This is a genomic window from uncultured Paracoccus sp. (genome assembly GCF_947496875.1).
Lineage (GTDB): Bacteria > Pseudomonadota > Alphaproteobacteria > Rhodobacterales > Rhodobacteraceae > Paracoccus.
The window spans coordinates 60,253-71,813 of record NZ_CANMEH010000013.1 but is presented as its reverse complement, the minus strand read 5'-3'; the positions used below and the strand labels follow the sequence as shown (position 1 = coordinate 71,813).

Annotated in this window: 10 protein-coding genes; 1 reads left to right on the top strand and 9 read right to left on the bottom strand. The window is 61.8% G+C overall.

Features of this window, described 5'->3' with window-relative positions:
* Nucleotides 1-36: 36 nt before the first annotated feature.
* From Q0938_RS14435 to Q0938_RS14400, 8 genes are all read right to left on the bottom strand, one after another.
* Nucleotides 37-339: a biotin transporter BioY gene (locus Q0938_RS14435; RefSeq protein ID WP_299363682.1), complete on the bottom strand. Its 303-nt coding sequence runs from the start codon at nucleotides 337-339 to the stop codon at nucleotides 37-39.
* Between the two features lie 179 nt (nucleotides 340-518).
* Nucleotides 519-1,685, bottom strand: coding sequence for an acyl-CoA dehydrogenase family protein (locus Q0938_RS14430; protein WP_073068708.1), 1,167 nt, complete (start codon nucleotides 1,683-1,685; stop codon nucleotides 519-521).
* Nucleotides 1,682-3,688 (bottom strand): biotin carboxylase N-terminal domain-containing protein, encoded by a 2,007-nt coding sequence (locus Q0938_RS14425; protein WP_073068710.1) that lies wholly within the window; start codon nucleotides 3,686-3,688, stop codon nucleotides 1,682-1,684. Before Q0938_RS14425 ends, Q0938_RS14430 begins: the two co-directional genes overlap by 4 nt.
* A complete protein-coding gene (locus Q0938_RS14420; RefSeq protein WP_073068711.1) occupies nucleotides 3,685-4,479 on the bottom strand; it encodes a crotonase/enoyl-CoA hydratase family protein in 795 nt (264 codons plus the stop codon). Before Q0938_RS14420 ends, Q0938_RS14425 begins: the two co-directional genes overlap by 4 nt.
* Before the next feature lie 10 nt (nucleotides 4,480-4,489).
* Nucleotides 4,490-6,088, bottom strand: coding sequence for a carboxyl transferase domain-containing protein (locus Q0938_RS14415; protein ID WP_073068713.1), 1,599 nt, complete (start codon nucleotides 6,086-6,088; stop codon nucleotides 4,490-4,492).
* Nucleotides 6,089-6,091: 3 nt separating this feature from the next.
* Nucleotides 6,092-6,721, bottom strand: coding sequence for a TetR/AcrR family transcriptional regulator (locus Q0938_RS14410; protein WP_073068715.1), 630 nt, complete (start codon nucleotides 6,719-6,721; stop codon nucleotides 6,092-6,094).
* 182 nt (nucleotides 6,722-6,903) lie between these two features.
* Nucleotides 6,904-7,734 (bottom strand): SDR family oxidoreductase, encoded by an 831-nt coding sequence (locus Q0938_RS14405; RefSeq protein WP_073068717.1) that lies wholly within the window; start codon nucleotides 7,732-7,734, stop codon nucleotides 6,904-6,906.
* A gap of 24 nt (nucleotides 7,735-7,758) precedes the next feature.
* Nucleotides 7,759-8,943, bottom strand: a complete 1,185-nt coding sequence (locus Q0938_RS14400) for a lipid-transfer protein (protein ID WP_073068719.1) — start codon at nucleotides 8,941-8,943, stop codon at nucleotides 7,759-7,761.
* Between the two features lie 248 nt (nucleotides 8,944-9,191).
* Here Q0938_RS14400 and Q0938_RS14395 point away from each other — a divergent pair, with 248 nt between their 5' ends.
* Nucleotides 9,192-9,833, top strand: coding sequence for a transferase hexapeptide repeat family protein (locus Q0938_RS14395; RefSeq protein ID WP_255471311.1), 642 nt, complete (start codon nucleotides 9,192-9,194; stop codon nucleotides 9,831-9,833).
* Nucleotides 9,834-9,951: 118 nt separating this feature from the next.
* Here Q0938_RS14395 and Q0938_RS14390 read toward each other — a convergent pair whose 3' ends face one another.
* Nucleotides 9,952-11,559 (bottom strand): carboxyl transferase domain-containing protein, encoded by a 1,608-nt coding sequence (locus tag Q0938_RS14390; protein ID WP_073068722.1) that lies wholly within the window; start codon nucleotides 11,557-11,559, stop codon nucleotides 9,952-9,954.
* Nucleotides 11,560-11,561 lie beyond the last annotated feature (2 nt).

The following is an 11,561-nucleotide window of genomic DNA, read 5'->3' as shown; positions in this document are numbered from 1 at the left end:
TGGGTCTGCTCATGCATCACAGCTACCACGCTGGATTCACGAGATGAATCCCTCACGCGATTTGTGCAACAGAGCCGCGACAGTTGCTCTGAATGCAGGCTGAAACCCTCTCAACTTTTGAACCATCCATCCAGCGGCAGCCGCTGCGAGTGCGAACCCAATCAAGTATCCGCCTGTGGGGCCGGCAATATAGACCAATCCGGCCGGCGCGGGAGGCGTGCCAGCGAAAACCGGAAGGCCAAGCGCGCCTTCCAGAAGGTAGATTACTACAACAAGTCCACCGCGAACTGGACCCAGAAAAAGTCCAAGGCCCAGGACTGCTAGGGATTGGGTCGACATCGGAACCGGGTAGAAAGGAACCACGATTTTCGCGGAGAGTGTCAGAAGAATGGTGCCGATGAGTATAGTTGCGAACTCTCGGGACAGACTTGCGAGTGGTTGGCGTTGAGTAGATTCCAAATTCATTTTGTTAGTCCTTGTGTCAGTTGGTCGTTGATATGGTTTTTGTAATGGTGAGTTCACATCCGCTTGGCGACCTCTTCGAGCATGACCTCGGTGGCACCGCCGCCGATGGCCTGGACACGGGCATCGCGCGACATGCGTTCCACGGGTGTTCCCCGCATATAGCCCATACCGCCATGGAACTGGACACAGTCGTAAAGCACGCTGTTTACCAGCTCGCCACAATAGGCCTTGACCATCGATACTTCTTTGACGCAATCGCCGCCCGCGGCATCTAGTGACGCAGCGTGAAAGGTAAGCTGACGTCCCGCTTCAATCCGGGTCTGGCAATCGGCCAATCGCTGGCGCACTGCCTGCTTGTCCCACAGCACACCACCGAAAGCCTTGCGCTGCTTGACGTAATCCACAGTCATTTCAAGTGCGGATTGCGCCTCGGCGCAGGCCATTGCACCCAGCACGATCCGTTCGTTCTGGAAGTTCTTCATCACCGAGTAGAAGCCCCGGTTCACCTCCCCCAGCACGTTCTCTGCCGGGATGCGCACATCCTCGAAGATCAGTTCGGCGGTGTCCGAGCACAGCCAGCCGGTCTTGTTCAGCGCCCGGCCGACAGAGAACCCCGGCGTGCCCTTTTCGACCGTGAACATGGTGATCCCGCGCGAGCCCTTGGCGTCCGGGTCGGTCTTGGCGCCGACGAAATAGATGTCGCCATGCACGCCGTTGGTGATGAACATCTTGGTGCCGTTGATCACCCAGTCCGATCCGTCCTGCACCGCGCGCGTGCGCATCCCCGCCACGTCAGACCCGGCGCCCGGTTCGGTCACGGCCACTGCGGCAATCTTTTCGCCCGAGGTGATCGAGGGCATCCAGCGCGCCTTTTGTTCGGGCGTACCGGCGTTTTCAAGATGCGGCGAGGCCATGTCGGTATGGACCAGAACCGTGGCCGAAAACCCGCCGAAGGTGGAGCGACCCGCTTCCTCGGCCAGCATGACGCTGGACATCACATTTAGCCCTGCGCCGCCATATTGCTCGTCATAGCGCATGCCCAGCACGCCCAGATCGCCCATCCGGCGCAGCACGTCACGCGGCACCATGCCATCCTTTTCCCAAGCGTCGGCCTTGGCCGTCACTTCGGTTTCGATGAAGCGGCGCAGCTGCGCGCGGATCATGTTCAGGTCCTCGCTGAACGGGCTTGTGGCCGCATCAATCATGTCATGCTTGGTCATTGGATTTCCTCTGGATCGAGTTTTACAAGGGGCGCTTGCCCGGCGACGGTGTCGCCGGCGGCGCAGTAGATTTCGGCTACGATGCCCGCAAACGGGGCGACCAGGCTTTGCAGCAGTTTCATCGCCTCAAGCACCACCAGTGTATCGCCCGCCGCGACCCGATCGCCGGGCGCGACCCGCAGTTCGACCACTGCACCGGGCATCGGCGCGACAAGCAAGTCTTCCCCGCCGACCTTTCCCGAAGCGCGTTGCAGGTGTCTGTCCTCCAGCGTTTCAATGGCAAACCCGGCCATACCATCCGGCGTTGACAGAAACACCTGCCAGTGTTTTTTCGTGCGGCGCAGGTGCGCGGCGCGGGTAAAGGGCACGCCGCCAACGCGCCCTGTCAGGCGGTCGGCGGTCAGGCCGGGCGCTTCGACGGTAACAGGGGTGTCGTCCGGCAATCTGATCGTCAGATGCCTTTTATCGCCCGCCGCGCTGGTCGGGTCTTCGTCGCCCAAGGCCCAATAGAAGGCAGCGCCGGGCCGGCCTGCGGGCGCGGTCAGACGCCACGCACCTAGACCTTGCCAAGGGGTGTTCCCGGCCGTCGGGACCAGATGCAAATGCAGGGCCAGTGTGGCCAGCGCGCGGCTTTGCGCATCGGGTGCGGGGGGTGCCCACCCGTTCACAAACATCTCGCCAAGCCCGGCGGTGTGATGCCGGATCGCGGCAAAGTCGGGATGAATTAACAAGGCGCGCTGAAACGCCAGGTTCAGCCCCAGCCCGCCCACGGCAAAGCCGTCGATTGCGGCCACGCTCTTGCGGATGGCCTGCGCCCGGTCCGGCGCATGGATGATCAGCTTGGCCAACATGGAATCGTAGTGATGGCCGACAGTTGAACCTTCCCCGACGCCCGTATCCAGCCGCACGCCCGAAGGCGGCACCCACAGCGTGATCCTGCCGGTTTCGGGGCGGTAATTCTCGGCCGGGTTTTCGGCGGCAACGCGCACTTCGATGGCGTGGCCTTCGAAGTGTACGTCGGGTTGCTGGAAAGTCAGCCGCTCGCCCCGCGCGATGCGCAACTGCCATTCGACCAAGTCGATTCCGGTGATCGCCTCGGTGACGGGATGTTCGACCTGAAGGCGGGTATTCATCTCAAGGAAGTAATAGGCGCGGCGCTCGGGGTCATATAGGTATTCAACCGTTCCGGCAGAGCGGTATCCGATCGCCTGTGCAAGGCGCACGGCGGCAGCGCGCATATGCTCGCGCAGATCGTCTGGCAGATTCGGCGCGGGGGCCTCTTCGATAAGCTTCTGGTGATTGCGTTGCAGCGAACAGTCCCGGTCGCCGAGATGCACCAGGTTGCCATGCGTGTCGCCCAGCACCTGCACCTCGACATGGCGGGAGCGGAGCGCATAGCGTTCCAAAAATACCGTCGGATCGCCGAACGCACCCTGCGCCTCTGCCCGGGCAGAGGCGATGGCCTTGGGCGCGTCGGCCATGTCGGTGACGAGACGCATCCCGCGTCCGCCACCGCCGGCGCTGGCCTTGACCAGGAATGGCACCCCAAGCGCGCCCGCCTCTTGCAGCAGGCGTGAATCCGATTGATCGGCACCGCTGTACCCGGGCAGCACCGGCACCCCTGCGGCCTCGGCCGCAGCCTTCGCCGCGATCTTGGACCCCATTTGAGCGATGGCATCGGGTTCCGGTCCGATAAAGACTAGACCTGCGGCCTCGACCGCTGCCGCGAAATCCGCGTTCTCGGACAGAAAGCCATAACCGGGATGCACCGCACCCGCGCCCGTGGCGCGCGCAGCCCCCAGGATGGCCGGGACGTTCAGGTAGCTTTCAGACGCAGCCGCCGGGCCGATACAGACAGCGTGATCCGCCTCGGCTACGAAGGGCGCGTCGCGGTCGGCCTCGGAAAAGACCGCAACCGTTTCCAGCCCCAGCTTGCGGCACCCGCGCTGGATGCGCCGGGCGATCTCGCCCCGGTTGGTAATCAGGACGCGGGTGAAACTCATTTCACTCTCCACGAAGGCACGCTCTTGTTGAGAAAGCTGTTGATGCCTTCAATGCCTTCCCCGGTTTCCCAGGCGTCGGCCAGACGGTCGGCGGTGTAGATCATGTTGGTTTCCAGATCGTGACTGGCGACATAAGCGATCAGTGCCTTGGTATCCGCCACCGCGCCGGGCGCTGCCTGAAGGTGATCGTGCACCACCCGTTCAACGGCGGCATCCAACGCGTCGGCGGCGACGACCTCGGTGAGTAGCCCGATCCTTTCGGCGCGCGCGCTGTCGAAGAGCGCGCCCGACAGCATGGTTTCACGCGCGTGCACCTTGCCGATGCGGGCCACCACGTAGGGCGAGATATTGGCGGGCAGCAGACCCAGTTTCACTTCGGTCAAGCCATAGCGTGCGCCTTCTGCGCCGATGGTATAGTCGCAGACCGAAATCATGCCCACGCCACCGCCATATGCCGGGCCGTTGATCCGCCCGATCAGGGGCTTTTGTAGCGTGTCCAGTCGGCGCAACAGATGCGCGAGCGTGGCGCTTTGTTCGACCCGCTCGGCGCGGGATTTTTCGACGTTGGAGGCGAACCAATTGAAATCCCCTCCAGCGCAAAAGCTAGTGCCGGCACCGGTCAGAACCACGATACGGACGCTTTTATCGGATACCAGTCGCCCGGCCGCGTCGCAAAGTTCGGTGATCAGCGTGCCGTTCAGGGCATTGTGCTTGTCCGGCCGGTTCAAGGTCAGGGTGGCGACGCCACGCGCATCGGTCTCAAGCCGGATGGTTTCATAAGTTGTCGTCATTTCACCGACCTCACATTCTGAATACGGGCGTGTGGCGCTCGACCTTGGGGACAGAAGAAACGACGGCCAGGCACAGGCCTAGAATGTCACGGGTTTGCCCGGGCTCGATCAACCCGTCATCCCATAGACGCGAAGTGGCGTAATACGGATCGGACTGTTCGCCATATTGGGCACGTACCTGCGTCTCGATCTCAGCAAGATCGGTCTCTATCTTTTCAGGTTCGCCGGCTTTCTGGCGGCGCAGCTCCTGCATCACGTTGGTCGCGATGTCCGCGGACATGGTGGCCAACTCCGCCATCGGCCAGGCAAAGAGGAAATTCGGTGCAAATCCGCGTCCGCACATGCCGTAATTACCCGCTCCATAGGATCCGCCAAGCAGGACTGACAATCGCGGCACCTTGGCAACCGACATGGCATAGACCAGCTTGGCGCTGTTCTTGGCGATGCCGCCGCGCTCCGCCTCGGTCCCGACCATGAAACCCGCGATGTTGTGCAAGAACAGTAGCGGGATATTGCGCTGGTCGCACATCGAGACGAACTGCGCCCCCTTCAGCGAACTGTCCGACATGAGCGCGCCGTTGTTGGCCAGGATACCGACCCGATAGCCGTGGATCCGCCCGGTGCCGCAAACCAGCGTCTCACCCCAGCCGGGCTTGAATTCGCGGAACTCGCCCGCGTCGATCATGCGCAGCAGAACCTCGCGCATGTCGTAGGGCTGCTTGCGGTCGGCGCTGATGATGCCGAGCAATTCTGACGGATCATGCGCGGGCGGCGCGGGGGCTGCGTCGGGCGGCATCGGGCGCGATGGACCAAGTTCTGCTACGATGTCGCGCATCAGCGCCAGCGCATGGTATTCGTCTTCTGCCAGATGGTCGGACACGCCCGAGACGCGGCTATGCATCTCGGCACCGCCCAGCGTTTCGCCATCGACCTCTTCGTTGATCGCCACCTTGACGATCGAGGGCCCGCCCAGATGGATGCGCGCGTTGCCGCGCACCATGATGACCTCGTCCGACAGCGCGGGAATATAGGCCCCGCCTGCCGTGCAGCCGCCGAACACGGCCGAGATCTGCGGCAAGCCGCTGGCCGACATGTTGGTCTGGCGATAGAAGGAATTGCCGAAATGGCGGGCGTCGGGAAAGACCCGGTCCTGCTCGGGCAGATAGGCCCCGCCGCAATCCACCAGATAAAGGCAGGGCAACCGGTTTTCCGCCGCGATTTCCTGGGCGCGGATGTGCTTTTGCACCGTCTCGTGGTAAAATGATCCGCCCTTCACCGTCGCGTCATTGGCGATCACCATGCAGGGCAGCCCATGAACGATGCCGATGCCTGTCACGATTCCCGCACCTGGCACCTCGCCGCCGTATTGCCCGTAGGCCGCGAGCGACGACAGTTCCAGAAACGCCGTGCCCGGATCCACCAGCAAGTCGATCCTCTCGCGTACCAGCAGCTTGCCGCGCTTGCGGTGGCGCTCGACCATGTCGAGGCGCCCGCCCGAGGTGGCCACGGCCATCCGCGCGCGCAAGGTCTCGACCCGCGCGCTTTGCGCCTGGTGATTCCGCGCATAGATCTCTGATGCGGTCAGCACTGCTGTTTCAAGGCGCGCCATGGCTCAGGTCTCCTGTCTTTCAAGTATTCCGTTGAGGAACACATCGGCATAGGTGCGTGACAGCGCCTCTGCGCTGCCGCGGTGCGGATCGAACCATTCAAGCGTGGCGTTCAGCGCACCGATCAACATCAGGCGCAGGCGGCGGATGTCCACTTCGCGTTTCAGCGCACCGTCTGCCTGAATCCGGGACAACAGGTTGTCCCATTCGGCCTCATAGGCCCGGCGCGTGTGCAGATTGGCATCGCGGACGGATTGCGGCACCTGCCCGAAAATGCGCACATTGGCCGAGGAATAATCGCTGACGTCCAGAAGCGCGCGCAGATGCGCCCTGATCGCTGCCCGCAGGATCGCCTCGGCGCCGGCGCCCTCGGGCAAGGCGGAAACGGCTTGGCGCATGCTCTCATGAACGACCTGAATACCTGCATCCAGAACGGCCGCGACGATCTCATCCTTGGAGCCGAAATGGTAATATATGCTGCCCGCCTTGATCCCTGCGGCTGCGGCGATTTTTCTGAGTGACACCGACCCATAGCCCTGCTCGCGAAACAGCCGCGCCGCAACATCCAGGACGCCACCACGCCCGACCGCCCCCCGGGGGATCTCGTTGAGCTTACTCGCTGTGGTATTCGCCATGGGGTCTCTTTACAGTATATTGCCTAACTAACAGCTGTTAGGCAATTGGTGCCAATGAGTCAATCGCCCCGAACGTGTTGGATTGGAACTTGTGGCAAATCCCGTTCGGGTAATCGTCATACGGCCGCCCGGAAATGTCAGTCGCCCGCCAAGGCCCGAAAACGTGGCTTGGCGGGCTTGGGTCAGATCGTGAAACCGCCGCCGCAAATGATATGCTGACCCGAAATGAAGTTCGATTCGGGCGTGCAGAACAAATAGACCGCACTGGCGGCCTCTTCCGGAGTGCCGACCCGGCCCAGCGGGATCATGCGCTCCATCTGGGACAAGAGATCGGGGTTCACACCAACCTTGATCTCTTTGTCTTCCACCTTGATCGTGCTGTCGCCTTTGGCGCTGCCCTCGGTCAGCCGCGTGCGGATCGGGCCAAAGGCCACCGCGTTGACATTGACCTTGTAGCGGCCCCATTCCTTGGCCATCGTCCGGGTGACACCCAGAATACCGGCCTTGGCGGCGGCGTAGTTGATCTGGCCGGCATTACCGCCGGTCCCCGCGATGGATGAGATATTCACCACCTTGCGGAACACTTCCTGCCCTGCAGCAGCCTCTTCTTTGGCCTTGGCGCTGATCACCGGCTGGGCGGCGCGCAGAATCCTGAAGGGCGCGGTCAGGTGAACGTCGATGATCGCCTGCCACTGTTCATCGGTCATCTTCTGAACGACGCTGTCCCAAGTGTAGCCGGCATTGTTCACGATGATGTCCAGTCCGCCAAAGCTGTCCACGCCCGTTTTGATGAAACGTTCGGCAAAACCGTCTTCAGTCACGCTGCCGGCGCAAACCATTGCTTCGCCGCCAGCCGCACGAATCGCCTCGGCGGTGTCATTGGCCGGGTCGGCATCCAGATCGTTGACCACCACGCGCGCCCCTTCCGAGGCCAGCTTGAGCGCGATCTCGCGACCGATACCTCGGCCCGAACCGGAGACCAGCGCAACGCGCCCGTCAAGATTTCCAGTCATGTTTTCTCCTCCCGATTGGTGCTGTCACGCTTTTTCATAAAGCGTGGTCACACAAGCTCCGCCGAGACCCAGATTATGCTGGAGCGCCAGCCGCGCACCATCGACCTGCCGGGCGTCGGCCTGCCCGCGCAGCTGCTGGACTAGCTCGGTGCATTGGGCAAGGCCGGTCGCCCCGAGCGGATGCCCCTTGGACAACAGCCCGCCCGACGGATTAGTCACGTATTTGCCGCCATATGTGTTGTCGCCATCGTCGACGAATTTCGCCGCATCACCGCGACGGCAAAGCCCAAGCGCCTCATAGGTGATCAGCTCGTTATGGGCGAAACAGTCATGCAGTTCTACCACGTCCACATCCTGAGGCCCGATGCCCGCCGCCTCATAGACCTTATCCGCGGCACGTTTTGCCATCGAATAGCCGACGACCTCACGCATGTCATGCGCGCCGAAAGTTTCCGGGCCGTCCGTCGTCATGGCCTGAGCGGCAATGCGGACCGAGCTGTCCAGACCGTGCTTGTCGGCGAAGGCCTTGGAGCACACGATTGCCGCAGCCGCGCCACAGGTCGGCGGGCACGCCATCAGCTTGGTCATGACGTCGGGCCAGACGATCTGCGCCGCCATCACTTCTTCTGGCGTCACTTCCTGCCGGAACAGCGCCACCGGGTTCTTGGCCGCATGCCGACTGGCCTTGGCGCGGATTTTCGCGAAGGTTTCCAGCGTAGTGCCGAACTCTTCCATATGCGCTTTGCCCGCGCCGCCGAAATAGCGCAGCGCCAGCGGAATATCGGGATTGCTGATCAGAGCGTCGGTTTCTTCGTCGAACGCCGCAAACGGGCTGACCCGATCGTGGAACATCGCGCCGATTGCGCCGGGCTGCATCTGCTCGAACCCTAGTGCCAGAGCACATTCCACTGCGCCGCTTTCAACGGCCTGGCGGGCCAGGAACAGGGCAGACGAACCGGTCGAGCAGTTGTTGTTCACATTCAGAACCGGGATGCCGGTCATGCCGACTTGATACAAGGCCCGCTGGCCACAGGTGCTGTCGCCGTAGACATAGCCAACATAGGCCTGCTGAACCTTGTCATAATCCAGACCCGCATCGGCCAGGGCAGAACGGGTGGCTGCGGTCGCCATCACATCATAGCTATCAGATTTTCCCGGCTTCTGAAATGGGACCATCCCGACGCCGACGACATAGGCTTTGTCTTTCATTTCTCTCTCTCCCATGCTTGGTCTGGCTGTTGTGAACGGGAAGCCATCTCAATTTCTAACATATGTTTGATTTTAGCGCTTAGCCTAGATAACTGTCAACATAGCTAAACCGTGATTTAGGGCGCTTGCGTCATTTGCTAACACATGACTGATTTTCGTGATCGCGCGTTCCGGAAGCCAGCACCTTTCAGGCTTTCGGGTCCCGACTGGACGGTCGATGAGCGTTTGACGTCTGGTTCCGGTAACCAGTGGATCCCAACCCACAAAAAGGAGAGATAATGGCGTATTGTTATGAATTCAAAGGGTTCGTTCCCGTTGTGCCCGAGGATACATATGTCCATCCTCAGGCGGTTCTGATCGGAAATGTCATCCTGGGTCATGGGTGCTATATCGGACCCGGAGCAAGCCTGCGGGGCGATTTCGGCAGGATCGTGATCGGGGATGGCGCCAATGTGCAGGACAACTGCATCATCCATTCGTTTCCCGGCCGCGAGGCAATGGTGGGCACCGACGGTCATATCGGCCACGGCGCGATCCTGCACGGTTGCAAAGTGGGACGGAACGCCTTGGTCGGGATGAATGCCGTCATCATGGATGGAGTAGAGCTTGGTGCGGAATCAATCGTCGGCGCGCAGGCGTTCGTGCGGGGCGAAACGATAATTCCACCGCGCTCGATGGTGGTCGGATCGCCGGCAAGGGTGATCCGCGACGTCACCGAGAAGGAAGTCGCTTGGAAAACACGCGGAACTGCCGAGTATCAGCAACTCGCGCGCGACTGTCTGGCCGGATTGAAGCCCGTCGAGCCGCTGAAGGCGGTAGAGACCGACAGGCCGCATATGGTCGCCTCCGACGTCGTATCCATTCAGGAGGCGCGGCAGAAGCCATCCTGACATATCCGGCAAACCGGACAGGTCAGGCTTCCCGCGAGCCTCAAAAGCCCCCGTTGGCATCGCCTTGACGCGGGACGGCAACTCCGTAATCCAGTGTGCCGCCCTGCCCTTCAAGCCGTCACAGCCGGAATATCCCATAATGCGGATCGTCGATCGGCGCGTTCAGCGCAGCAGAGATCGACATACCGAGCGCGTTGCGCGTGTCCGCCGGGTCGAGAATGCCGTCATCCCACAATTCCGAGGTCGAGGTATAGGCCTCGACATCGCGCCGGAACTTCTCCAGCACCGGGTCGCGGATCGCGGCGATTTCCACTTCGGTCAGTTGCTTGCCTTCGCGTTCAAGCTGCCGGATCTTGACGTCGGCCATGGTGTTGGCGGCCTGATCCGCCCCCATCACGCCGATTTCCGCCTGCGGCCACATGAACAGCGTGCGCGCATCCCAGGCCCGCCCGCACATGCCGTAATTGCCGGCCCCGTAGGACGCATTGGCAATCACGGTGAACTTGGGCACGACCGAGCCGCCCTGCGCCATCAGCATCTTGGCGCCGTCCTTGGCGATGCCGCGTTCCTCGTATTCGCGGCCGACCATGTAGCCGGTGATGTTCTGGAAGAACACCAGCGGCGTACGGTTCTGGTTGCATAGCTGCATGAAATGCGCGGCCTTCAGCGAGCTGTCGTTGAACAGCACCCCGTTATTGGCGAGGATCCCCACCTTGAAACCCCAGATATGGGCAAAACCGCAAATCATCGTGGTTCCGTAATCCGGCTGGTATTCGTGAAACCGCGAACCGTCCACGATTCGGGCAAGAACCTCGCGCATGTCGAACTGGGTCTTCCGGTCCTTGGGGATGATCCCGTAAAGTTCCTTGGGATCGTAATAGGGCTCCTCATGCGCCGCCGTTTCGATGATGGTTTTTGGCATACGCTTCCACTGACTGACAATCTCGCGCGCCAGTGCAAAGGCGTGCTGTTCTGTGGCGGCGCGATAATCTCCCGTCCCCGAGACAGAGGTGTGCATCACCGCGCCGCCAAGCTCCTGCACGCTGACCTCTTCGCCGGTGGCCGCCTTGACCAGTGGCGGACCGCCCAGAAAGATCGCCCCGGTGCCCTCGATGATGATGTTGTAATCGCTCAGCGTCGGCACATAGGCGCCGCCCGCGGTGCAATGCCCGCCAACGATGGCAATCTGCGGGATATTGGCCTGGCTCAGCTTGACCTGGTTGCGAAACACCCGGCCGCCCAGATAGCGGTCGGGAAACACGCCGTGTTGCAGCGGCAGGAAGCCCCCGGCGCTATCGCAGATATGGACGACCGGCAAACGGTTTTCCAATGCGACATCCAGAAGCCGCACGATCTTTTTAACGGTATGCGGATACCACGCCCCGCCCTTGACGCTCGCATCGTTGGCGTGGATGGCCACCTCGCGGCCCTGCACGATGCCGATGCCGGTCACCACGGCGGCACCGGGCACGGCGCCATCATATTCGCGGCAGGCGGCCAGCGTCGAGAATTCAAGGAACGGCGTGCCCGGATCGAGCAGCAGCTTCAACCGCTCGCGCACGCCCAGTTTGTTCTGGCGTGCCAAGCGGTCGATGTCCCGTTGGGGCCGCTCGAAACGCGCCGCATGCTGGCGGGCGTGAAACTCCTTCAGCCGTTCGGACATGGCGGCGAAATTGGCCTTGTAGTCGGCGGCATTGGTGTCGATATGGCTTTCGATCCGGCGCATTG

Coding starts and splice junctions, on each gene's coding strand:
- Q0938_RS14435 (WP_299363682.1), bottom strand. CDS start 339: ATGTCGACCCAATCCCTAGCAGTCCTGGGCCTTGGACTTTTTCTGGGT.
- Q0938_RS14430 (WP_073068708.1), bottom strand. CDS start 1,685: ATGACCAAGCATGACATGATTGATGCGGCCACAAGCCCGTTCAGCGAG.
- Q0938_RS14425 (WP_073068710.1), bottom strand. CDS start 3,688: ATGAGTTTCACCCGCGTCCTGATTACCAACCGGGGCGAGATCGCCCGG.
- Q0938_RS14420 (WP_073068711.1), bottom strand. CDS start 4,479: ATGACGACAACTTATGAAACCATCCGGCTTGAGACCGATGCGCGTGGC.
- Q0938_RS14415 (WP_073068713.1), bottom strand. CDS start 6,088: ATGGCGCGCCTTGAAACAGCAGTGCTGACCGCATCAGAGATCTATGCG.
- Q0938_RS14410 (WP_073068715.1), bottom strand. CDS start 6,721: ATGGCGAATACCACAGCGAGTAAGCTCAACGAGATCCCCCGGGGGGCG.
- Q0938_RS14405 (WP_073068717.1), bottom strand. CDS start 7,734: ATGACTGGAAATCTTGACGGGCGCGTTGCGCTGGTCTCCGGTTCGGGC.
- Q0938_RS14400 (WP_073068719.1), bottom strand. CDS start 8,943: ATGAAAGACAAAGCCTATGTCGTCGGCGTCGGGATGGTCCCATTTCAG.
- Q0938_RS14390 (WP_073068722.1), bottom strand. CDS start 11,559: ATGCGCCGGATCGAAAGCCATATCGACACCAATGCCGCCGACTACAAG.